The 23,071-nt window shown below is 64.6% G+C and carries 22 protein-coding genes; 10 read left to right on the top strand and 12 right to left on the bottom strand.

Translation table 11 applies throughout. The features are described from left to right. Positions 1–367: 367 nt before the first annotated feature. A complete protein-coding gene (phaR, locus tag Q2941_RS17680) occupies positions 368–955 on the bottom strand; it encodes a polyhydroxyalkanoate synthesis repressor PhaR (protein ID WP_458193269.1) in 588 nt (195 codons plus the stop codon). 316 nt (positions 956–1,271) lie between these two features. On the opposite strand from phaR, the gene Q2941_RS17675 reads away from it, so the two are divergent. From Q2941_RS17675 to yddG, 3 genes are all read left to right on the top strand, one after another. Beyond that, positions 1,272–2,450 carry an acetyl-CoA C-acetyltransferase gene (locus Q2941_RS17675; RefSeq protein ID WP_027524035.1) on the top strand — a complete coding sequence of 393 codons (1,179 nt, stop codon included), beginning with the start codon at positions 1,272–1,274 and terminating at the stop codon, positions 2,448–2,450. 211 nt (positions 2,451–2,661) lie between these two features. Beyond that, the gene (phbB, locus tag Q2941_RS17670) at positions 2,662–3,387 is read left to right on the top strand and encodes an acetoacetyl-CoA reductase (protein WP_027524036.1); all 726 of its coding nucleotides are present in this window, start codon (positions 2,662–2,664) and stop codon (positions 3,385–3,387) included. Positions 3,388–3,593: 206 nt separating this feature from the next. Beyond that, positions 3,594–4,463 (top strand): aromatic amino acid exporter YddG, encoded by an 870-nt coding sequence (gene yddG / locus Q2941_RS17665; RefSeq protein WP_027524037.1) that lies wholly within the window; start codon positions 3,594–3,596, stop codon positions 4,461–4,463. Between the two features lie 16 nt (positions 4,464–4,479). On the opposite strand, the gene Q2941_RS17660 is transcribed toward yddG, so the two are convergent. Next, positions 4,480–4,902, bottom strand: a complete 423-nt coding sequence (locus Q2941_RS17660) for a cupin domain-containing protein (protein WP_027524038.1) — start codon at positions 4,900–4,902, stop codon at positions 4,480–4,482. Between the two features lie 9 nt (positions 4,903–4,911). After that, positions 4,912–5,679, bottom strand: a complete 768-nt coding sequence (gene gloB / locus Q2941_RS17655; RefSeq protein WP_458193268.1) for a hydroxyacylglutathione hydrolase — start codon at positions 5,677–5,679, stop codon at positions 4,912–4,914. A 108-nt stretch (positions 5,680–5,787) separates the two neighbouring features. Here gloB and Q2941_RS17650 point away from each other — a divergent pair, with 108 nt between their 5' ends. Further along, positions 5,788–6,531: a methyltransferase domain-containing protein gene (locus tag Q2941_RS17650; protein ID WP_027524040.1), complete on the top strand. Its 744-nt coding sequence runs from the start codon at positions 5,788–5,790 to the stop codon at positions 6,529–6,531. A gap of 66 nt (positions 6,532–6,597) precedes the next feature. On the opposite strand, the gene Q2941_RS17645 is transcribed toward Q2941_RS17650, so the two are convergent. Together Q2941_RS17645 and prmC are read right to left on the bottom strand one after the other, a co-directional pair. After that, complete coding sequence (locus Q2941_RS17645; protein ID WP_027524041.1) at positions 6,598–7,362, bottom strand: DUF4167 domain-containing protein; 765 nt, start codon at positions 7,360–7,362, stop codon at positions 6,598–6,600. 469 nt (positions 7,363–7,831) lie between these two features. Then, entirely contained in the window at positions 7,832–8,668 is an 837-nt protein-coding gene (gene prmC / locus Q2941_RS17640) for a peptide chain release factor N(5)-glutamine methyltransferase (protein ID WP_371260493.1), read from the bottom strand. Between the two features lie 147 nt (positions 8,669–8,815). Here prmC and Q2941_RS17635 point away from each other — a divergent pair, with 147 nt between their 5' ends. Then, positions 8,816–9,241 (top strand): HIT domain-containing protein, encoded by a 426-nt coding sequence (locus Q2941_RS17635; protein WP_027524044.1) that lies wholly within the window; start codon positions 8,816–8,818, stop codon positions 9,239–9,241. Positions 9,242–9,255: 14 nt separating this feature from the next. Here the strand turns inward: Q2941_RS17635 and Q2941_RS17630 are convergent, their stop codons facing one another. From Q2941_RS17630 to Q2941_RS17615, 4 genes are all read right to left on the bottom strand, one after another. Beyond that, positions 9,256–9,954: an ABC transporter ATP-binding protein gene (locus tag Q2941_RS17630; protein ID WP_254109856.1), complete on the bottom strand. Its 699-nt coding sequence runs from the start codon at positions 9,952–9,954 to the stop codon at positions 9,256–9,258. Further along, a complete protein-coding gene (locus Q2941_RS17625; protein WP_458193267.1) occupies positions 9,951–11,825 on the bottom strand; it encodes a branched-chain amino acid ABC transporter ATP-binding protein/permease in 1,875 nt (624 codons plus the stop codon). Before Q2941_RS17625 ends, Q2941_RS17630 begins: the two co-directional genes overlap by 4 nt. Positions 11,826–11,833: 8 nt before the next feature. Next, a complete protein-coding gene (locus tag Q2941_RS17620) occupies positions 11,834–12,709 on the bottom strand; it encodes a branched-chain amino acid ABC transporter permease (protein WP_458193266.1) in 876 nt (291 codons plus the stop codon). A 105-nt stretch (positions 12,710–12,814) separates the two neighbouring features. Beyond that, complete coding sequence (locus tag Q2941_RS17615; protein ID WP_458193265.1) at positions 12,815–14,161, bottom strand: substrate-binding protein; 1,347 nt, start codon at positions 14,159–14,161, stop codon at positions 12,815–12,817. A 241-nt stretch (positions 14,162–14,402) separates the two neighbouring features. On the opposite strand from Q2941_RS17615, the gene Q2941_RS17610 reads away from it, so the two are divergent. Together Q2941_RS17610 and Q2941_RS17605 are read left to right on the top strand one after the other, a co-directional pair. Then, a complete protein-coding gene (locus tag Q2941_RS17610) occupies positions 14,403–15,008 on the top strand; it encodes a hypothetical protein (protein WP_254109859.1) in 606 nt (201 codons plus the stop codon). A gap of 117 nt (positions 15,009–15,125) precedes the next feature. Beyond that, positions 15,126–15,584: a MarR family winged helix-turn-helix transcriptional regulator gene (locus tag Q2941_RS17605; RefSeq protein WP_254109860.1), complete on the top strand. Its 459-nt coding sequence runs from the start codon at positions 15,126–15,128 to the stop codon at positions 15,582–15,584. Here the strand turns inward: Q2941_RS17605 and prfA are convergent. The 3 genes from prfA to Q2941_RS17590 all read right to left on the bottom strand — a co-directional run bounded on the left by prfA (position 15,581) and on the right by Q2941_RS17590 (position 20,533). Beyond that, positions 15,581–16,666 (bottom strand): peptide chain release factor 1, encoded by a 1,086-nt coding sequence (gene prfA / locus Q2941_RS17600; RefSeq protein ID WP_458193264.1) that lies wholly within the window; start codon positions 16,664–16,666, stop codon positions 15,581–15,583. The genes Q2941_RS17605 and prfA overlap by 4 nt on opposite strands. A gap of 56 nt (positions 16,667–16,722) precedes the next feature. Beyond that, entirely contained in the window at positions 16,723–18,990 is a 2,268-nt protein-coding gene (ptsP, locus tag Q2941_RS17595; protein ID WP_027524052.1) for a phosphoenolpyruvate--protein phosphotransferase, read from the bottom strand. A 286-nt stretch (positions 18,991–19,276) separates the two neighbouring features. Next, positions 19,277–20,533 carry an aspartate kinase gene (locus Q2941_RS17590; protein WP_027524053.1) on the bottom strand — a complete coding sequence of 419 codons (1,257 nt, stop codon included), beginning with the start codon at positions 20,531–20,533 and terminating at the stop codon, positions 19,277–19,279. Positions 20,534–20,681: 148 nt separating this feature from the next. Between Q2941_RS17590 and Q2941_RS17585 the strand changes: the two genes are divergently transcribed. From Q2941_RS17585 to Q2941_RS17575, 3 genes are all read left to right on the top strand, one after another. After that, complete coding sequence (locus Q2941_RS17585; protein WP_027524054.1) at positions 20,682–21,149, top strand: PH domain-containing protein; 468 nt, start codon at positions 20,682–20,684, stop codon at positions 21,147–21,149. Positions 21,150–21,163: 14 nt separating this feature from the next. After that, complete coding sequence (gene ubiG, locus Q2941_RS17580; protein WP_027524055.1) at positions 21,164–21,937, top strand: bifunctional 2-polyprenyl-6-hydroxyphenol methylase/3-demethylubiquinol 3-O-methyltransferase UbiG; 774 nt, start codon at positions 21,164–21,166, stop codon at positions 21,935–21,937. Positions 21,938–22,225: 288 nt separating this feature from the next. Then, a partial coding sequence (locus Q2941_RS17575) for an EamA family transporter (protein WP_458193263.1) occupies positions 22,226–23,071 on the top strand: 846 nt, incomplete at its 3' end.

Below are 23,071 nucleotides of genomic sequence, written 5' to 3'. Positions count from 1 at the left end.
ACAATGAACGGGCGTAATCGGGAACCGGAGCTTAAGCCGCCATCCGGGAAGATTGTCTTAAGCGCCTTAGTTTACGGACCGTGACCGCCGGTGCGGATTCTGCAACTGATCGTCGGGCAAACGGCTGCATGCCGACGAGAAGCTGTGTCCGCGATTTGGGATGACGAGATCGAGACACACGCGTGCCGTACTCTCGGTGTCATCGCCCGACTTGATCGGGCGATCCGGTACGCCGAGATGTCCGTGATCAATCGATAAGCCGCGGCGTACTGGATTCCCCGCTTTCGCGGGGAATGACGGCGGCGGGTGTGGTCACGGTCGATGCAAATTGCTGCGCAGGAAGAAGTGGCACGCGCGACGGAGGAGCCTACTCCTCCTTCTTCGACATCCGCTCGAGGCGCTCCTGCATGTCCTTCATCTGCTGGCGCAGTTCGTCGATGTTGTCGCTCTTCGGCGCCTCGCCGTTGGCTTCCGGCTGCTCCGGCGTTGCGGAGCGCTGCGGGGTCGCGAACGGCTTGAACATCGAGAAGGTCTGCTGGAACAGCTCCATGTTGCGGCGGACCTGCTCCTCCAGTGGCGCAAAGGGCGTGCCGGACAGGGTATTGGCGAGCTGCTTGCGGAATTTCTCCTGCTCCTGGGTCAGCGTCGCGAGCGACTGCTCCAGATATTTCGGCACCACCATCTGCATGCTGTCGCCGTAGAAGCGGATCAGCTGGCGCAGGAAGGTGGTGGGCAAGAGGTTCTGGCCGGCCTTGTTCTCCTGCTCGAAGATGATCTGGGCGAGCACCGAGCGGGTGATGTCGTCGCCGGTCTTGGCGTCATAAACCAGGAAATCCTCGCCTTCCTTCACCATGGCGGCGAGGTCTTCCAGCGTCACATAGGTGCTCGTTCCGGTGTTATAGAGCCGGCGGTTAGCGTATTTTTTGATTGTGGTGGGTTGGTCTGATTTCGCCATGGGCTCTCACTTGCAAACGCTGAGAACGGGAACCCGGCGGGCTATGCCGCAGGGCGGGAAGAGTACGCAACGCAACAAAATAAGCATTTTCAAAGGGCTCACGCTACCGTTTTGTGCGCCACGGTTAATTGCAGAGCAAAAACTTGCTTGCGAAAGCGACAGATGCGCTATTCTGAATGCGCTGCGGTATGAATCTGCCCCTCCGCCGATTGACATGCCGCAACGACGTTAACAGGATGCCGGGTGAGACTGGCGAGCCTTTTCGGATCGCTTGCCTGCCCCCATTTCAAAGAACCTCAAGCCCCAGGAGATGCCCATGTCAGACGATGTTGTCATCGTCAGCGCCGCCCGCACCCCGGTCGGAAGCTTCAACGGAGCCTTCGCGACCCTTCCCGCCCACGACCTCGGCGCCATTGCCATCAAGGCCGCGCTGGAGCGCGGTGGCATCGAGCCCGGCCGGGTCTCCGAAGTCATCATGGGCCAGATCCTGACCGCAGGTCAGGGCCAGAACCCGGCCCGTCAGGCCTCGATCGCGGCCGGCATCCCGGTGGAGAGCCCGGCCTGGGGCGTCAACCAGCTCTGCGGGTCGGGCTTGCGCTCCGTCGCACTCGGCTACCAGGCGCTGCTCAACGGCGACTCCGACATCGTGGTTGCCGGCGGCCAGGAATCCATGAGCATGGCCCAGCACGCCCAGCATTTGCGCAGCGGCGTCAAGATGGGTGCCCTCGAGCTCGTCGACACCATGATCCGCGACGGGTTGTGGGATGCCTTCAACGGCTACCACATGGGCAACACCGCCGAGAACGTGGCCAAGCAATATCAGATCACCCGCGCCCAGCAGGACGAGTTTGCGGTGGCCTCGCAGAACAAGGCTGAAGCCGCGCAGAAGGCCGGCAGGTTCAAGGACGAGATCGTTCCGGTCACAATCAAGACCCGCAAGGGCGACGTCGTGGTCGATGCCGACGAGTATCCGCGCCATGGCGCTACTATCGATGCGATGACCAAGCTGCGGCCGGCCTTCGAGAAAGATGGCTCGGTGACTGCCGGCAATGCGTCGGGCATCAATGATGGCGCCGCTGCCGTCGTGCTGATGACCGCCAAGCAGGCGGCCAAGGAAGGCAAGAAGCCGATCGCCCGCATCGTGTCCTGGGCGCATGCCGGCGTCGATCCGAAGATCATGGGTACGGGGCCGATTCCGGCTTCGCGCGCCGCGCTGAAGAAGGCAGGCTGGAACATCGCCGACCTCGACCTGATCGAGGCCAACGAGGCCTTTGCGGCGCAGGCCTGCGCCGTCAACAAGGACCTCGGCTGGGATACCTCGAAGGTCAACGTCAATGGCGGCGCGATCGCGATCGGACATCCGATCGGCGCCTCCGGCGCACGCGTGCTGGTGACGCTGCTGCACGAGATGCAGAAGCGCGATTCGAAGAAGGGTCTCGCCACGCTGTGCATCGGCGGCGGCATGGGTATCGCCATGTGCGTAGCACGTGACTGAGAACGGGTGCGTTGCACGCGACTAAACAGGCAGCGGTTGCAACTCAAATATTCTTCGCAACCGCGTAAGCCTCGACTAAAGACAGGCGCCCGGCTCACCGCCGGGCGTTTTGTTCTTGATGTCCGTCAATCCACCCGCATAATCCGTCAGTAAAAACGATCACTCAAGTCTCTAGAAGCGCCCAGGGAAACGTCGAGGGAAGGAATACAATATGGCACGTGTTGCATTGGTCACGGGTGGTACGCGGGGCATCGGTGCTGCGATCAGCAAGGCGCTGAAGGCGGCCGGCTACAAGGTCGCGGCGAGTTACGCCGGCAATGACGCGGCGGCGGAGAAGTTCAAGGCCGAGACCGGCATCAACGTCTACAAATGGGACGTCAGTTCCTTCGACGGCTGCGCCGAGGGCGTGAAGAAGGTCGAGGCCGAGGTCGGCCCGGTCGACGTGCTCGTCAACAATGCCGGCATCACCAAGGACGGCGCCTTCCACAAGATGAGCGTCGAGCAATGGAATGCCGTGATCGGCACCAATCTCGGCTCGCTGTTCAACATGTCGCGCCAGGTGATCGAGGGCATGCGCGCGCGTAAATTTGGCCGCATCATCAACATCTCGTCGATCAACGGCCAGAAGGGTCAGTTCGGCCAGGTGAACTATTCCGCCGCAAAGGCCGGCGAGATCGGCTTCACCAAGGCGCTCGCACTCGAGAACGCCAAGGGTGGCGTCACCGTGAATGCGATCTGCCCGGGCTACATCAACACCGAGATGGTGCAGGCGGTGCCGAAGGACGTGCTGGAGAAGGCGATCCTGCCGCTGATTCCGATCGGCCGCCTGGGCGAGCCCGAGGAGATAGCCCGCGCGGTGGTGTTCCTCGCAGCGGATGAGGCCGGCGCCATCACCGGCTCGACACTGTCGGTCAACGGTGGCCAGTACATGGTGTGATGCGCAAGCATCACGCCCGATCACAACCGTCTCGACGTCATGCCCGGGCTTGTCCCGGGCATCCACCCATGCACTGTCATTCCGGGGCGACTCCAACGGGTCCGGCCTTTGGCCGGCCCGATGACAGGCTCGGAGCCGAACCCGGAATCTCGAGATTCCGGGTCCGGCGCTTTGCGCCATCCCGGAATGACGAGGTATCCTCTCTGATGGCTCCCCGCTCCGCGACACTGATCGGATTGACCGCAATCCTGATGTGGTCCCTGCTCGCGGTGATGACGGTCGCGACCGGCAAGATCCCCGCGTTTCAGCTCGCTGCGATGACGTTTGCGATCGGCGGCCTCGTCGGTCTCCTGACCTGGATCGGTCGCAGTGGCGTGGCAGCGAGCCTGCGCCAGCCGCCGGTCGTGTGGGCCGTCGGCGTCGGCGGCCTGTTCGGCTATCACGCGCTCTATTTCCTCGCGCTGCGCTTCGCACCGCCGGCCGAAGCGGGCCTGCTCAATTATCTCTGGCCGCTGCTGATCGTGCTGTTCTCGTCCTTCCTGCCGGGCGAGCGGCTCGCCGTGCATCACGTCGTCGGCGCCGTGCTCGGCCTCGTCGGCACCGTGCTGCTGTTCGCCGGCAATACGAGCGGCTTTGCACCGGGCCAGTTGCCGGGGCTGATCGCAGCCTTCATCGCTGCCTTCGTCTGGGCAACCTATTCGGTGCTGTCGCGCCGGCTGAAAGCGGTGCCGACCGATGCGGTTGCCGGCTTCTGCCTCGCCACCGCGCTGCTCGCCGCGCTGATGCATGCCGCGCTCGAGACCACGGTGTGGCCGGAGACGACGCTGCAATGGCTCTCGGTGATCGCGCTCGGCATCGGTCCGGTAGGTGCTGCGTTCTACGCCTGGGACATCGGCATGAAGCGCGGCGACATCCGCGTGCTGGGCGCGGCGTCCTACGCGACACCGCTGCTCTCGACGGCCTTTCTCATCGCCGCCGGCTTCGCCAAAGCCAGCGCCAACATCGCCTTCGCCGCGATCCTGATCGCCGGTGGCGGCTTGATCGCGGCGAAGGACATGGTGTTGCGGAAGCGGTGAGGGCGTTTGCCCGCCGCTAGGGCTCCCAGCCCTTCGGCGCGAGCTCGAACTTTGCGAACTCGAAGGCCGGCGCCACGGTGCAGCCCACCAGCGTCCATTCGCCTGATGTCTCCGCCATCTGCCAGGCCTGCGCCGGCACGATCGCTTGCGGCCGCTCGCCGTGCGCGAGCCCGGTGCCGAGCCGCACCTCGTGCTGCGAGCAGCCCTCATGCGCAATGCGCAGCGTCAAGGGGCTGCCCGCGTAGTAGTGCCAGACCTCGACCGCATCGATGCGGTGCCAGTGCGAGCGCTCCCCGCGCGCCAGCAGGAAGTAGATCGAGGTCGAGCGTGAGCGTCCTTGCGCGTCGGTCGTCTGGTCGCGAAACGTCTCACGGTAGTGCCCGCCCTCAGGATGCGGTCTCAGCTCCAGGCGCGCGATGATCTCGGCTGCTGTCGGCATCGATCCCCGTCAGGACTTGTTCTTGCGTTCGCGCAATTCGCCGAACACGATGGCGCCATCGGCGCCCTTCATGTGTAGCTTGGCTGCAACCGAGGGGTCATCGGCGCGCAGGAACACATTTGTTCGCTTCTCATCACCAAGCAGTGAGGGGATCGTGGGCTTGTTCTCGGCGCGGAGCCTGGTCACCTCTGCCGCGCGGGCCTGGAGCGCCTGATTGTCAGGCTCGATGGTGAGCGCGAACTTGACGTTGGAGGCGGTGTATTCGTGGCCGCAATAGAGCTTGAAGTCGTCGGGCAGCGCCCGCAGCTTCAGGAGCGAATCCCACATCATCGGGTAGTTGCCCTCGAACACGCGACCGCAGCCGATCGAGAACAGCGTGTCGGCGGCGAACACCGTCTTCTCGGCGTCGAACACGTACGAGACATGGTCGAGCGTATGACCGGGCGTCTCTAGGACGCGCGCGAGCAGGCTGCCGACCTTGATGACGTCGGCATTGACGACGCGCAAATCGACATTGGCGATTTTCGTCGTCTTGTCATGCGGCGCGACGACGCGGCAATTATATTTCTGCTTCAGCTCGGCGACGCCGCCGACATGGTCGCCATGGTGATGAGTGATGAGAATGTCGGTGAGCGTCCAGCCTTCGCGCTCCAGCGCCTTCAGGATCGGCCCGGCTTCGGGCGCGTCGATCGAGGCGGTTGCCTTGGTTTCCGTATCGTGGATCAGATAACCGAAATTGTCGTTTAAACAGGTGAAAGTACGAATTTCGGCGGCCATGACATCTCCATCGCGCTCAGCCCCGGCAAACAGATATGGCGTTAACGTTGCGCAGGCAATGCAATATTCCGCGCGCCCAGGCCGCCGGGCGCATGTTACATTGCGGCCATGAGCATTGATGTCATTGATCTGCGTGACTTCTATTCGCGCCGCCTCGGGATCGTGGCGCGCCAATTGATCAATCGCGGGATCAGGGAACGCTGGCCGGGTGCCGAGGGGCAGCGGGTGCTCGGCATCGGCTATCCCACCCCCTATCTCGGCCTGTTCCGCGAGGACGCCGAGCGCTGCATCGCCTTCATGCCGGCCGCTCAGGGCGTGTTGAAATGGCCCACAGGCCGGCCGGCGCTGGCCTCTCTGGTCGATGAGTTCTCGCTGCCGCTGCCGGATGCCGCGGTTGACCGCATCCTGCTCGTCCATGCGCTCGAGATCTGCGACGATCCGGCGGCGCTGCTGCGCGAGGTGTGGCGGGTGCTGGCGCCATCGGGCCGCGTCATTGCAGTGATCCCGAACCGGCGCGGGGTGTGGACTCGCACCGAGAACACGCCCTTCGGCCATGGCCGGCCGTATTCGCGCGCACAGATCACCGACCTGCTGCGCCAGACCTGGTTCACGCCGACCGCCTGGGGCGAGGCGCTGTTCATGCCGCCCTATGCCGGCGGCTGGCTGTTGAAGTCGGCGCTGATGTGGGAGAGTGCGGGCGCCGCGCTGTCGCTGCCGTTTGCTGGCGTGCACATCGTGGAAGCGACCAAGCAGGTCTATCGCGTGATCCCGGCGAAGCGCGAACGCGCGCGGCTGATCCCTTCTTTGAAGCCCGTGCTGGTGCCGTCCTCGACGACGGTGACGCGGAGCTGACAGCAAAACGCCCCGCGGGCCGGGGGCGTTTTTTCATGTCGGATAAATCGAAGCGGGCTTTGCGGCCTACTCACCGGGCGCGAGATCGTCGCTCGAGGCGGCCGGCGCTGCCTCGCGGTCGGGGCGCGGGCCATGCGGCCGGCGGCGCCGCCGCGGATAGCGCTCACCGCCACCGCCGCCTTCGAAGCCACCCTGGCCGCCATTGATCTGCGGCTGTGCGCCGGTGATGAAGGAGGGCAGGCGATCGACGCTGCCGGCATCCGCAATCACCGGCTGCGGCTGGTTCTGCGGTTGCGGTTGCGGCTGGGGCTCATATTGCGGCTGCGGACGGTGGTCGCGATCGCGATGCTCGCGCGGCTGCTGCTGGTTGCGCTGATAGGGCTGGCCCTCGCCGCGCTGGTGGTCACGCTGATGGTCGCGGTCGCGCATATAGGGCTGCTGCTGGGGCTGCGGGACGAAGCCGGGCTCCTGGCCGAAGTTCGAAAAACTCTCGCCGTCGTCTTCGCTGTCGTCGCTGCTGACGACGACCTCTTCACCGCTGCGCGGCTGTTGTTGGTTCTGGCGGAATTGCTCCTGGGCGGCCGCGATCAGGCGGAAATAATGCTCGGCGTGCTGGTAGTAGTTCTCGGCCGCAACCGGGTCGCCGGAAGAGCGCGCGTCGCGCGCAAGCTGAAGATATTTTTCGGCGATGTGCGAGGCTGTGCCGCGGATCTTGATGTCGGGTCCGTTGGACTCGTAAACCCGGGTCATCGGGTTCTGGCCGCGCCGGTTATTGTTGTTGTTGTTGTTATTCCGGTTGCGCATCCGCTGCTTGTTCTGACCGTTTCTCATGTCCTGCCTTTAATTCCAGCCCTTGAAAAGTTCGTACGCGTTACTGCTGTTGAGAGTGACCTGAATTGCTGCGACGCAGGCTTCATACGCGCGCAGCGCACGCCTCAAGACCCTGCCGAGTTCCTGTCAATGTCGTGACCTTCGCGTTCAACCAAGACGCGTTCCCCATCGCCAGCGCCCATCGCCGGCGAACCCATTCATTCTGCCTGCCGAAACAAGCCCTGGTTTCTTGCGTAAATCTTCAAGCGCAATATCAGGCTTTCGTTCACTTTGCGGTCGGAAAGCAGCGCAGCTCCACGGGCCATCGCGCTTAACAGGACCTGCGGCTTGGAACCTTCAATCCAGTGCAGCTCTCGCCTTGAGAGCCCGGCTTTCGCCCGTAGGTCTACGGGGCCGGCACCGATGTTTGACCGGAACGTAGTCGTTCCCACGGGATATTCCAAGAGGTTTTTGCTGCCCAATCGGGCTTTTATGGGGGCATTTTTCGGGCCGACACGGCCCTTAAGACGCCCGCCAGGTCAGCCTTGGGCGGCCTGTCCACCTCTAACGCCGCAGCTGCCATCAAGGTTTCAATGCCGCGTGCCTGACCTTGTCCGGCCTCCACCACCAAGGCTCCGCCGGGGGCCAGAAGCTCCGCCGCCTGCGGTATCAGGGCGCGGTAGGCGTCGAAGCCGTCCTTGCCGCCGTCGAGCGCAAGGCGCGGATCGTAGTCGCGGACCTCGACGCTCAAATTCGCGATGTCGCCCGAGGGAATGTAGGGCGGGTTCGACACGATCAGGTCGAAGGGACCCGCGAGCGCGGCTGCGTAGTAGCAGGCGATGAAGGCGGAACGGTCGGCGAGGCCAAGCGCTGTCGCGTTAGCCTTCGCGGTGCCCAGCGCGGTCAGGCTGACATCGGTGCCGACGCCGAACGCATCCGGAATCTCATGCAACAGCGCAAGCAGGATTGCGCCCGAACCCACGCCGATATCGGCGATCCGCGGCGGCCGTCCTGAGACGGGACGTTCGCGAAAGATCTCCAGCGCCAGCTCGACGACGGTCTCGGTGTCGGGCCGTGGCACCAGCGTTGCGTCCGAAAGCTGAAGGGTGAGGCCCCAAAATTCCCTGGTTCCGAGAATGCGCGCGACCGGTTCGCCCACGAGGCGACGCTGCGCGTAGCGTTCGAGCTGCGCGGCCTCGGTGGGCGTGAGTGGCCGGCTCGCCTGCGTGATCAGCCCGGTCAGATCGAGGCCCAGCACGGCTCCGACGAGCAGGCGCGCCTCGATCTCGGCCTCGTCGATGGCGGCCGACCGCAGCCGCGCCGCCAAAATGCGCCGCGTGCTCTCGATACTGCTCCCGGGAACGAAATCTGTCACCGCTGGACCATCCTGCCTCGCCACGTGGATAGGACGATGGCCCTGCTTGCGTCAACGGAAGCGGTCGCGTTTGATCGGCGAAAATGCACGGTAACAGCCATGCCGACCTATGACGATCAGAATGTCTTCGCAAAGATTTTGCGCGGCGAGATTCCCTGCCTCAGGATCTACGAGAACGACCGTGTGCTGGCCTTCCTCGACATCATGCCGCGCTCGCCCGGCCATACCCTGGTGGTCCCCAAGGCGCCTGCGCGCGGCATCCTGGACATCGCCGAGGACGATCTTGCCGAGGTGGCACGTGCTGCCAAGCGGATCGCGATTGCGGCGATGAAGGCGTTCGGCGCCGACGGCATCATCATCCAGCAATTCAGCGAACCCGCGAGCGGGCAGGTGGTCATGCACCTGCACATGCATGTCATGCCGGTCACGGCGGGCGTCGAATTGCTGCCGCCGCAGACGCGACAGGAAGATCCCGCGGTGCTCGCCGATCACGCCAGACGGATGATTGCCGCGCTCGGCGGTTGATCCTGTGAAGCGGATCAGACGCCGAGCCAGCGTTGCAGAAGCTGCGGCTGGGCCTTCAGCTCCTGGGCTGGGCCCTCGTGCACGATGTGACCGTTGTTGATGATGTAGATGCGCTTGGCGAGCGCGAGCGTTGCCGCCAGGTTCTGCTCGACCAGCACGATGGTCTGGCCGGCGGCGGCGAGATCGCCGCATGCCCTGACGAGATCGCGGACGATCACGGGGGCAAGCCCCTCGAACGGCTCGTCCAGCAGGATGATCTTGGGATCGCGCACCAGCGCGCGCGCGATTGCCAGCATCTGCTGCTCGCCGCCGGAAAGCTCGTTGCCGCGATTGCCGCGCCGTTCCTTCAGCCGCGGAAACATCTCGTAGATGCGATCGAGCGGCCAGCGCTTCTCCGCGGTGAAGCCGGCAATGACGATGTTCTCCTCGACGGTGAGGCTGCCGAAGATGCGGCGTTCCTCGTGGACCAGCTGCATGCCGGCCCGCGCGATCCTGTGGCTGCGGCGCCCGGCGATGTCGGTGCCGTCGAAGATCACGGTGCCGCTGCGCGGCCTCACCACGCCCATCAGGCTCTTCAACGTCGTGCTCTTGCCGGCACCGTTGCGGCCGAGCAGCGCGACGACCTCGTGCCGCTCGACGCGCATGGCGACGTCGAACAGGATGTGCGAATCCCCGTAATAGCTGTTCAGGCCGTTGACCTCGATCAGGCTCATGCGGCGATCTCTCCATGCACGCCGCCGAGATAGGCTTCCTGCACGGCGGCGTTGGTCCTGATTTCCTCCGGCGTGCCCTCGAGCAGCACGCGGCCCTCCTGGAGCACGGTGACGCGCTCGACCAGCTCGAACAGCGAATCCATGTCGTGGTCGATGATGATCATGGTGCGGTCGCGCGCGATGGCCTTGAGCAGGCGCACGGTTTCAATCCTCTCACGCGGGCTCATGCCCGCGAGCGGCTCGTCGAGCAGCAGCAGCCGGGGCGAGGTGGCGAGTGCGAGCCCGATCTCCAGCCGGCGCTTCTCGCCATAGGCGAGCTCGGCAACCGGCGTGTCGGCCCGCGCGGCCAGATTGACGAGATGAAGCGTATGCTCGACCTGCCGCGACAGGCCCTTCACGGTGGAGAGCTTGCGGAACAGATCGAGGCGGAACTTGCCGCGCAATTTTGCGAGCGCCGCGATGGTCAGGTTCTGCCGCACGGTCAGGCCGGCGAAAAGCTGGTTGACCTGGTAGCTCTTGGTCAGGCCGAGCTGGCAGACATCGGTGATGCGCTGTCCCGTGATATCGCGGCCCTCGAACACGATGCGGCCCGAGGTCGGCGCGATCTCGCAGGTCAGCATCTTGAAGAAGGTCGACTTGCCGGCGCCGTTGGGGCCGATGATGCCGCGCAGCTCGCCATGATTGACGCTGAAGTCGATGTCGCTGTTGGCGACGAGGCCGCCATAGCGCTTGGTCAGGCCGGTGGCTTGAAGGATTGGACCCGGACGGTGGTCGCGTTTGGTCCCCGCCGGCGCAGGAACGACAGGCGTTCGTTCCGCTATTTCGGCCTCCGCGGCGTGCTGGCCTGCTACGGCTGGCGCTTCCTCGGCCGGAGCCGCGGCCCGCTTGCCCGTGACGAAGCCGAAGAGGTTGATGAGTCCGCCGACGATGCCGCCGCGCAGGAAGCAGACCAAAGCCACGAAGACGACGCCGAGCACGAGCTTCCAGGCGGCCCCTAACCCCATCGCGGCCTGCAGGAAATCCTGGAGGAACAGCCAGACGGCAGCGCCGACTAGCGGGCCGAACAGCGTGCCGCGGCCGCCGATCGCGGTCTGCATCACGAGCTGGCCGGAGGTGTCGAACGTGAAGGCGTCCGGCGGCATGAAGGCTTGCAGCACGCCGAGCAGTCCGCCGGCAAAGCCGGCATAGGCGGCGGCGATCACGAAGGCGGTGAGCTTGTAGCCGTGGATGTTGTGGCCGACCGCGGTTGCGCGCAGCGGATTGTCGCGGATCGCGCTGAAGATCGCGCCGACCGGCGAGCGCACGATCCTGAGCGCGATTACGATGCCGATGAAGTAGCAGAGCGCGATGAACTGGTAGAGCGACCAGCCATCGGTGAAGTGAAGCGTAATGAAGCCGAGATCGAAGCTCGGCGTCGGCACGCCCGGCAGGCCGTTCTCGCCGCCGGTGAAGTCGGCCAGCGGATTGAACTCGACGAAGAAGAACACCTCCGCGATCGCCACCGTGATCATGGCGAAGTAGATGCCGGTACGGCGCAACGCGATCAATCCGACCAGGTAGCCGGTCGCAGCCGCGGCGATCATGCCGATGATCAGCGCGCCCAGCACGTTGCCGAAGCCGGCGCGGGTCAGAAGCCAGGCGGCGACGAAGCCGCCGGTGCCGTAGAAGGCAGACTGGCCGAACGACAACAGCCCGGTGAAGCCGAACAGGATGTCGAAGCCGAGGCCGAACAGGCCCCAGACCAGGATCCGGTTCACGGTGTTCGGCGCAAAGCCAAGATGGGGCAGCAGGACAGGTGCGACGATCAGGCCGGCCGCCGTCAGGATCTCGATCAGATAGGGAAGCTGCCTGGACTTCGCTTGCTTGGGCATCGGACCACTCATTCGCGCCCCTGCACGCCGAGCAGGCCATGCGGTCGCACCACAAGCACGAGCGTCATCGCAGCAAACAGCATCACATAGGCATAGCCGGGGTTGAACATGGAGGTGACGCTGATGATCTCGCCGGCGATCAGGCCGCCCAGAATGGCGCCCGGGAACGAGCCGACGCCGCCGATCACCACCACCACGAAGGTCTCGACCAAAATGTCGTCGCCGACGCCCGGTGTCAGCGACACCACCGGCGCGTTGATGATGCCGGCAAATCCAGCGGCCATCGCGCCGATGCCGAACACGACCATGAAGACGCGGTAGACGTCGATGCCGAGCGAATCCACCATCACGGAGTCCTCGATGCCGGCGCGCACGATCATGCCGAGTCGGGTCCGGTAGAGTACGAGGAACAGCGCGCCGAGCGCGACCGCGACGATGCCGACCACCGCGAGGCGATAGGTCGGATAGAACATGAAGCCGAGATTGGTGATGCCCTGGAACAACGGCGGGGGCGGGACGATCTGCGACTGGCTTGAGAAGATCAGCCGAACGATCTCGACGAAGCAGATGCCGAGACCGAAGGTGACGAGAAGCTGGTCGTCATGCGGACGCTGGTAGAAGTGGCGGATGATCACCCGCTCCATCGCGATGCCGAGGAGCATTACGAACAGCGAGCCCGCGATGACGGCGATGATGAACGAGTGGGTGTACTGAAAGGCGACGAAGCCGGCGTAGCCGCCGATCATGAACATCGCGCCATGCGCGAGGTTCAATACGCCGAGCGTGCCGTAGATGATGGTCAGGCCCGAACTGATCAGCGCGAGCAGCGCGCCGAGCGCGAGCCCGTTGAAGAGCTGGGAGATGAGATTGGGCCAACTGATCATGAGTGCGTCTTGATTCCGAGCCGCGCGAACCGACGCGCCGATCCGCAAAAGGCTGACGCCGCAGGCGTGGCAACTGCCCGCGGCGTCACAGGGGTCAACCCAGGTTCACGAGTACTCGCCGAGATGGCAGCCGAACGCGTCCGGCTTCTGCATCAGGCCCTCACCGGGGACGATCTCGACGACGTCGTAATAGTCCTCCTTGTTCTTCATGTCCTTTTCCATCTTGCCCTTGACGATGATGACAGGACGGACGCACTGATGGTCTTCCGCGCGATAATGGACGTCGCCGACGAAGGAGGGGATGGTCTCGCCCTTCTCATAGGCCTTGATGACGTCAGGCGGATAGAAGCTGCCGGCTTCCTCACACATGCGCGCCCAGTGCGCGAAGCTGACATAGGCGTTCTCGGCGCCCCACTCCGGCTTGTAGCCGTACTTCGCCGCGAAGGCGTCGTTGAACATCTTGGCGAGCGGGAACTTGTCCTCGATCGTCCACCAATAGTCGGTCGCGGCATAGACGCCCTGCATCAGGCCGCCGGTCTCGCGCGCGATGAACGGCACCTGGTAGGGAATCACGAGCTTCATCCTGTCGAGCACGCCGAACTGCTTGGCCTGCTGGGTCGAGAGAACGGCATCGTGGCCCCAGTTGACGTTGATGAGCACGTCGGCGCCGGAGTTCGCGACGTTGAGCAGATATGAGGAATAGTCGGGCGCGCCGAGTGGCGCGACCTGGTTCGTCGCGGTCGTCCATCCCGCGCTTGCCAGAAAATCCTGCATCGACTTCGTCACGGTGTGTCCGTAGGTGTAGTCGGGCGTGAGGTAAGCGGCCTTCTTGTTCTTGCCAAAGGCTTTGACCATCACCGGGCCGATCGCCGCGGCCGCCGTCTGGCCGAAGAAATCCTGGCGGAAGCCGTAGCGGACGCAATCCTTGCCGGTGGTGTCGTTCGAGCCGGAGATGCCGCACACGAAGAGCACCTTCTCGCGCTGCGCGAGCTTGTTCAAGGCGACTGCGACCGCGCTCGACGTGCCGCCGGTGATCATGATCGCCTTGTTCTCGCTGATGAAGCGCTGCTGCGCCTGCACCGCCTCGTTGGGCTTGGCGGCGGAATCGGCGACACCGAATTTCAGCTCCTTGCCGAGCACGCCCTTGCTGGTCTTGGGCGAGATCTTCTTGATCAGATCATGCCCGCTGTTGATGTGCTCGATCGCGAGCTGATAGCCCTTGAGCTCGTCCTCGCCCTGCACCGCATAGGTGCCGGTGCGCGGCACGGAGATGCCGATGAAGACAGAAGAGCCCGAGGCGCCCGCCGGATAGGTGCCGAGCGCGGGCTTGTCGTCGGCGAGCGCGGGCATCGCCGGCAGCAGCGAGCCGCCGATGATGCCGGCGCTGCCTTGCAGCAGGCGTCGGCGCGAAAGTCTTGAATTCAGGCCGCGGCTGATGGAGCTGTTTGTCATGATCAAGTTCCTCCCGAGCATGTTTGTTTGGGGGACGTGACCATCCATCGGCGCTGCTCCCGGCCTTGCCGGTTGCGCGTCGTGTCACATCCCCGTGTAACTCTTGCCGCAAGCATTGCTTGTGATGTCTCGCTGTCAATTTCGCCTTTGGTCTAGGTGAGAAAATTGTCCCGCAAAAACATATCGTGTTACGATACATATTAGCCTTTATGAGTACGTACTCGATGGTTCGGCAGACGACATGACGCGGCAAACGAGAGTGGCAGGTGTCAGGAAGCGGCGGTCATGGCCGCGGAACTCGCGGCGGGCAGCGGCGGATGGTGACGGCCACCGGACCACGCCGCAGGCTCTCGACGCTTTTCGCGCGCCGGAGGCGCGCAATCGGCCGGACGGCTGGCGCAGCTCGCCGGCCGGTCAGTCGAACCTGGCGCCCGGCCCGATGAAGACGCCGAGCGTGCGCGCCCAGAACGTGCTCAAGGAGCTTGCGGTCGAGCTGACGGGTGAGCAGCCGCCGAAGGGAAGCTGGTCGCCGTCACGCGAGTTGCTGCTCGCGCTGACTGCCGAGCGTCTTGCGACCGCGCGCAATTGCGGCCCGCACACGACACGCGAGATCATCGCCTGGGCGCAGGGCTGCGGCGTCACGATCAAGCCGGCGGTCCGGCCCGGCGGATCACTGCCGGAGATGTGGACGCGGCTGATCGCCAACGCCGCATCCGGCGCACTCACCAGCACCGAGATCGCCGGCGCGTTGCAGCGGTCGATCCGGCGGCGAAGCGTGCGCATCCCGATCGCGTTCCAGATCATCCTGGTGAAGATCCTGCTCTCGAATTTTTCCAACTTCGAATAGGCGGGCGGATAGCTGTGCATCCGCGGTGCCGGCCGGTTGGTCCGGAGCTGGCCGCTTGCTAGCCTTGACCTATCCGCTCCTGTCGGCGGGTGGTGAGATCGAGGCGGACGGCACGGCATGGTTCAACCGAAGAAGACGACAACGCCGGCGCGGCCCGAGAGCGCGGCGATGCGCGAGGCCGACTATCAGGCGCTAGCGCAATTCCGCTACCAGGTGCGAACCTTCCTGGCCTTCAGCGAGGCCGCGGCCCGGCGCGCCGGTCTGGCGCCCCAGCAGCATCAGGCCCTCCTCGCGATCAAGGGGGCTGCCGGACCGCAAGATGCGACCATCGGCGACGTCGCGCGCTTCCTGCTGATCCGGCATCACACTGCGGTCGAGCTGATGAACCGGATGGCGAAGCTGAAGCTGATCACCCGGGTTGCCGATCCGCAGGATGCCAGGAAGGTCCGTCTCAAGCTGACAGCCAAGGGCGAACAGAAGCTGCGGGCGCTCTCAAAAATCCATCTCGAAGAGCTGCGCGCGGCAAGCCCGGCCCTGAGCAAGATCCTGCGATCATTCCGCACGAAGAGGCGTTAGGCCGCAGCACCCTGCGCCGCGAGCTGGGCGGCCTGATGCTCCGTGGTCAGGGCGTCGATCAGCTCGCCGAGCGCTTCGCCCGCGATCACCTGCGGCAGCTTATACAGCGTCAGATTGATGCGGTGGTCGGTGACGCGCCCCTGCGGAAAATTATAGGTGCGGATGCGCTCGCTGCGGTCGCCGGAGCCGACCTTCTCCTTGCGGTCGGCCGAGCGCGCCGCCTCGACACGCTGGCGTTCGGCGTCGTAGATGCGCGAGCGCAGGATGTTCATCGCGGACGCCCTGTTCTTGTGCTGCGAGCGGCTGTCCTGCATCATCACGACGATGCCGGTCGGGATGTGGGTGATGCGGATCGCCGATTCCGTCTTGTTGACGTGCTGGCCGCCGGCTCCTTGTGCGCGCATGGTCTCGATGCGCAGATCCTCGTTCTTGATGTCGACGTCGACATCCTCGACCTCCGGCAGCACCGCGACGGTCGCGGCGGAGGTATGGATGCGGCCTTGCGTCTCGGTGTCGGGCACGCGCTGCACGCGGTGCGCGCCGGATTCGAACTTCAGCTTGGAGAACGCACCGCGGCCCTGCACCTCGGCGATGATCTCCTTGTAGCCGCCGACGGTGCCTTCGCTCGCCGAGATCACCTCGACCTTCCAGCCCTGCAAGCCGGCAAAACGCTCGTACATCCGGAACAGGTCGCCGGCGAACAGCGAGGCCTCGTCGCCGCCGGTGCCGGCGCGGATTTCCAGCACCACGTTGCGGTCGTCCATGGCGTCCTTGGGTAACAGCGCCACGCGGATCTTCTGCACGAGATCCTCGATTCTAGGCGAGAGATCGTCGCGCTCTGCCTCGGCCATGCCGCGCATTTCGGCGTCGGTCGCGGGATCGGCGATCAGCGCCTCGGTATCGGCGAGCTCCTTCACCGCAGACCGATAGGTCTTCACCGCCTCGATCAACGGGCTGATCTCGGCGAGCTCGCGCGTGACCTGCACATAACGCTCGGAGGAGAGCTGGCCGAGCGACTCGGCCTCGAGCGAGGCATGATGTGCAAGGAGGACGTCCAGTTTGGCTTCGGGGAGTGACGACATCGATCAAGTCTCAGATGCAAAAAGGGGCAACGCGGGGCGGGTTTCGGACCGGCCCGCTACAACGACAGCCCTTCGGCCTCGGCAAATTGCGTCAGCTTCTGACGGATCGAGACGGTGCCGGTCGGCGCATCCAGGAGCGGATCGAGCATCGCGGCCGCCTTCTTGGCGTCGAGCTCGAGGACCATCGCCTTCACCGGCCCGAGCGCGGTCGCCGACAGTGACAGGGAGCGATAGCCCATCGCGATCAGCGCCAGCGCGCCGATCGGCTTGGACGCCATCTCGCCGCACAGCGAGACGGACTTCTGCGCGGCTTTGGACTTGCGCACGATCTCGCGCAGCACGCGCAGGATCGGTGCCGACATGGTGTCGAAGCGGTCCGAGACCTTGGCGTTGCCGCGATCGACCGCAAACAGGAACTGGAACAGATCGTTGGAGCCGACCGAGATGAAATCGACCTTCTTCAGGAGCTCGTCGAGCTGGTAGAGCAGCGCCGGCACCTCGACCATGGTGCCGATGTCGATGCGCTCCGGCAGCGTGTGGCCGTGCTGGCGCAGATATGTCAGCTCGCGCTCGACCAGCGCCTTCGCCGAATCGAATTCGGCGACCTCGGAGATCATCGGGAACATCACGCGCAGCGCCCGGCCGCCGCCGGCGCGCAAGAGCGCGCGGATCTGGCCGCGCAGCAGGCCGGGGCGGTCCAGGCCAAGCCGGATCGCGCGCCAGCCGAGCGCGGGATTCTCCTCGATCACCGCCTCCATATAGGGCAGCGCCTTGTCGCCACCGATGTCGAGGGTGCGGAAGGTGACGGGCTTGGTGCCGGCGGCATCGAGCACGGTACGATAGAGCGCGAGCTGGTCGCTGGTGCGCGGCAGGCTCTGGCCGACCATGAATTGCAGCTCGGTCCGGAACAGGCCGATGCCGGCGCTGCCGGTGTCGTCGATATGCGGCAGGTCGATGGCGAGACCCGCGTTGATCATCAGCTCGACCGCCTCGCCGTCCTTGGTGACGCAGGGCCGGTCGCGCAGTGCCAGATACTGCGCCTGGCGCCGCGCGCGGAAGCGCACGCGCTCCGCATAGGCCGCCTCGATCTCCTGCGAGGGTCGTACATAGATCGAGCCCGAGGTGCCGTCGACGATGATGGCGTCGCCGGGATCGGCAATACCCGGCGCGTTCGGCACCTCGCCGACCGCGGGGATGCCGAGCGCACGCGCCACGATCGAGACGTGCGAGTTTGCGGTGCCTTCCTCCAGCACGATGCCGCGCAGCCGCTTGCGGTCGTAGTCGAGCAGCGCCGCCGGTCCCATCGCGCGTGCAATGACGATGGCGTTGTCGGGCAGTTGCTCGCGTGACGGCGCGTGATCCTGGCCGACGAGCTGCCGCATCAGGCGGTAGCCGAGGTCTTCGAGATCGTGCAGGCGGTCGCGCAAATAGGGATCGGTGGAGCGCAGCATGCGCGCGCGGGTGTCGGACTGCACGCGCTCGACGGCAGCTTCCGCGGTGAGGCCGGTCGCCACCGCTTCATGCAGCTTGTGCGACCAGCCCTGGTCGTTGGCGAACATGCGGTAGGCTTCCAGCACGTCGCGGTGCTCGCCGCCCTCGGCGACGTCGCCGCGCTCCAGCATGCGGTCGAGATCGGAGCGCAGCTTGGCGAGCGCGGTGTCGAGCCGCTTGATTTCCTTCGGCAGGTCCTCGGCAATGTAGTCCTTGATGACGACGCGCGGTTCGTGCAGCACGACATGGCCAAGCGCGATACCCTCCGACAGGATCGCACCGACCTTTTGCGCGGAATGGCGCGCGGCCGGTTCGAGGCCGGGCTGGGCGAGCGCGGACAATTCGCCCGAGGCGATCAGCTCCGCCAGCACCATTGCGGTGGTCTGGAGCGCCTCCAACTCCTCCTCGACATAATTGCGCTTGGCGCGGTTCTGCACCACCAGCACGCCGAGCGTGTTGCCGGCGCGCAGAATCGGCACGCCGAGGAAGGAGTGGTAGATTTCTTCGCCGGTCTCGGGACGGAACGAGAAGGCCGGATGACTCTGGGCGTCGCTGAGGTTGAGCGGGGTCGCCTCGCTGGCGACGAGGCCGACCAGGCCCTCATGGGCGCTCAGCACGGTATGGTGCACGGCCTCGCGGTTGAGGCCTTCTGTGGCGTAGAGCTCGAGGGTATTGTCGACGCGCAGCACATAGACCGAGCACACCTCGGCCACCATGTTGGCAGCGATCAGCACCACGATCTTGTCCAGCCGCTCCTGGGCCGAGACCTGCTCCGCCATGGTTTCGCGGAGCCGTCTCAACAAGACGCGGGGACCTCCCGACGCGCTCCGCATGTGCCGTCAATCTCCTCCATCTGCCTGGCCCGGCGGGGTAGCCGGCGGCTGGCCCAAAACTCCAGAGAAACAACAAATTTGCTCTTCCGGCGTCGGCACGAGCCCAAATCTTTTCAGATTTAGCGCCTGTGCCGAATCGGCACCGCCTGAACTGGGGCACAGTCTGCGGCAGCCCACCCTGTTCGCCGTATAGCGAATTGAGGCTTGTTTTGCCAAGCAAAACGCCTGCCAAACGCGAAGGTGTGTACACCTTCGCGTTTGCTGCGGTCGCTAACAGAAAATTCGTCTAAACCTGATCGAGACCGTAGAGCGTGTGCAGGGTTCGCACCGCAAGCTCGGTATAGGCGGTGTCGATCAAAACCGAGAATTTGATCTCGGAGGTTGTGATGGCGCGGATGTTGATATTCCGTGCCGCGAGGGCCGAGAACGCCTGGGCGGCGACGCCGGCATGGCTGCGCATGCCGCTGCCGATCACGGAGATTTTGGCGACGTCGGTGGCGCTGTCGAGCCGCGCATAGCCGATCTTGGCCTTGGCGGCGGCGATCGTGTCCCTGGCGCGGGCGTAGTCGGTCGCCGGCACCGTGAAGGTCAGGTCCGTGGTCTTGCCGTCCTCGGAGACGTTCTGGACGATCATGTCGACGTTGATGTTGGCGTCCGCGAGCGGCCCGAAGATCGAGGCGGCGACACCCGGCTTGTCCTCGATCTGGCGCACCGAGATCTGGGCCTCGTCCTTGGAGAAGGCGATGCCGGTGACGACGTGGTTTTCCATGATCTCCTCCTCGCTGCAGATCAGCGTGCCGGGCGGCTGGTTGGCATGCGGGTCGATGTCCTCGGGCTTGTCGAAGCTCGACCGGACGAAGATCGGCATGTTGTGGACCATGCCGAGTTCCACCGAGCGGACCTGGAGCACCTTGGCGCCCTGGGAGGCAAGTTCCAGCATGTCCTCGAACGCGATCTTGTCGAGCCGGCGCGCTTTCGGCACGATGCGCGGGTCGGTGGTGTAGACGCCATCGACATCCGTGTAGATGTCGCAGCGGTCTGCCTTGACGGCGGCGGCGATCGCGACCGCCGAAGTGTCGGAGCCGCCGCGGCCGAGCGTGGTGATTCGGCCGGTCTCGGGATTGATGCCCTGGAAGCCGGCGATGACCGCGACCTCCTTGCGCTCCTTGAAACGGTTGATGATCTCGTTGCCGTCGATGTCCTCGATGCGGGCCGAGGCATGGGCGTCGCTGGTCTTGATCGGGATCTGCCAGCCCTGCCAGGAGCGGGCCTGGATGCCCAGGCCCTGGAGCACGATGGCCAGCAAGCCCGACGTCACCTGCTCGCCTGAGGCGACCACGGCGTCATATTCACGCGCATCGTGCATGGGCGAAGCTTCGGTACACCAGGCGACCAGCTCGTTGGTCTTGCCGGACATCGCCGAGACCACCACGGCAACCTCGTGGCCGGCGTCGACCTCACGCTTCACATGGTGTGCGACGTTGCGGATACGTTCAATATTGGCGACGGATGTGCCGCCGAATTTCATCACGAGGCGGCTCATGACGACGCGTGCATTCCCTCTTGAGGATCAGTATGGTGGCCCGCGCTGGACGGGGTAGCTACCGACCGCGCGTATACAGAGCGGCGGGGCCGGGGGCAAGCCGGTTCCTGACGGACCCGTCGGGGCGGGGAATGGGTTAATCGAGGTTATGGCGCGTTATATCGACAAGATCCTGCAGCCCGGCGAGAAGGTGCTGTATTCGACCAATGCGCACTGGATCTTCTATTCCCCGGCGATTCTGGCCTGGATCGTGGCCCTGGTCCTGCTTCTGATGTCCCGGCAGACGACCACCGAGGGCCTCGTGCTGCTGTGCCTCACGGCCGGTGGCCTGGTGGCACTAGGCGCCCTCTATTGGACACTGAAGGGCTGGTTCCACCGCTTCACCACCGAAACCGATGTGACCAATTTCAGGGTTGTGCATAAGACCGGGTTCATCACCCGAAAGACCTTTGAAATGAGCCTCGACAAGGTCGAAAGTGTCGATGTCGACCAGACCATTCTGGGTCGCATCTTCAACTACGGCGATGTGACGATCCGCGGCGTGGGCGAGGGGATCGAGAAGATCCAGACCATCGCGTCCCCACTTGCCTTCCGCAATTCGATCACCGTGCGGTAGGACGGCGCGTTTTCATGAGCATGCAGCAGAATAGTTCCGCCACCACGATTGTTAGCCAGTCCTCGACCGTCGACGCCGGCGAGGTCGCCAAGTTCTCAAAGCTCTCCGCCGAGTGGTGGGACCCCAACGGCAAGATGGCCCCGCTGCACAAGATCAATCCGCTGCGGCTCGGCTATATCCGCGACGCCGCCTGCCGCAAGTTCGAGCGCAACGTGCGCAGCCTCAACTGCCTCGGAGGTCTGCGCGTGCTCGACATCGGCTGCGGTGCGGGGCTGCTCTGCGAGCCGCTGTCGCGGCTCGGGGCGCAGGTCATCGGCATCGATCCTTCGGCAAGCAACATCGCGGCTGCAAAGCTGCATGCCGACAAGGGGCATCTGTCGATCGACTATCGCTGCACCACGGTCGAGGAGGTCGATCCGCGCGAGCGCTTCGACATCGTGCTGGCGATGGAGGTGGTGGAGCACGTCACCGACGTCGGCGTCTTCCTGAGCCGCTGCGCCGCCATGCTGAAGCCGAACGGGCTGATGGTGGTCTCGACGCTGAACCGCAACTGGAAGAGCTTTGCGCTCGCCATCGTCGGCGCCGAATACGTGCTGCGCTGGCTGCCGCGCGGCACCCATGAGTGGAACAAGTTCGTCACCCCCGACGAACTCGCCAAATATCTGCTCGACAACCGCCTCGTCATCACCGAGCAGACCGGCGTCGTCTACTCGCCCTTCGCCGACAGATGGAGCCTCTCGTCCGACATGGACGTGAACTACATGGTCGTGGCGGAAGGGATGGTGTGAGCGGGCATGCTGGCTTTGAGGGTCTCGCTGCAACAGCACTAAAGGTGTCGTCCTGGCGAAGGCCAGGACCCATAACCCCAGGGAGAGGTTGTGGCGCGCTGGTAACCACGAGTCTTCGCCAAACTACTCCCTGGGGTAATGGGTCCTGGATCTGCGCTTCGCTTGTCCAGGACGACGACGAAGTTTGTAGCAGGAGCATCGCTCCTATGACGTGAGCCCAATTGACCTCTTGAGTCGGTCTCGGCAGTTTGGGCTACGATTACTGCATTCCCAGCCATTCCCCCGCCCATGTTCACCATCACCAGCCTTTGGATTCCCTTCACCGTCATTGCCGCACTCGGGCAGGTGGCGCGCAACGCGATGCAGCGGTCGCTGACGAAGCCGCTGGGCACCTGGGGCGCGACCAACATCCGCTTCCTGTTCGGCTTTCCGTTCTCGGTGCTTTTCCTGGCCGTCGTGCTGGTCGTCTCGGGCGATCATCTGAGCGCGCCGCCGACCGTGTTCTGGCCGTGGCTGCTGTTAGGGGCGCTCAGCCAGATCGTCGCCACCGGATTGATGCTGCTCGCCATGAACGATCGGTCGTTCGTGGTGACGACGGCTTACCTGAAGACCGAAGCGATCCAGACCGCGATCTTCGGCTTCGTCTTCCTCGGTGATCACCTGACCTGGCTCAAGGTGCTGGCAATCGTGATCGCGACCGTCGGCGTCGTCATCACCGCGCTGCGTCCCGGCGGCGAGAAGAGTTTTGCCGAATTGAAGCCGACCATCATCGGCCTCGTTGCCGCGGCGGCGTTCGCGCTGTCAGCCGTCGGCTTCCGCGGCGCGATCATCGCGGTGCCCGGCGTCTCCTTCGTGACGGCGTCCTCGTTCACGCTGGTGCTGGGCCTGTTCGTGCAGACGCTGATCCTGACGGTCTACCTGCTCTGGCGCGCACCCAAGATCCTGCGTGCCATCCTCGGCCTCTGGAAGCCGTCGCTGCTCGCCGGTTTCATGGGCGCCTTCGCCTCGCAATTCTGGTTCCTGTCCTTCGCGCTGACCGCCGCGGCCAATGTCCGCACGCTCGCACTGATCGAGGTGCTGTTCGCGCAGGGCGTAGCCTACTACTCGTTTAAGCAGCCGGTTTCGCCGCGCGAA

This window comes from Bradyrhizobium sp. UFLA05-153 (assembly GCF_054185185.1).
Note: the sequence above shows the minus strand (reverse complement) of the source record. Positions and strands in the feature narration are given on the sequence as shown.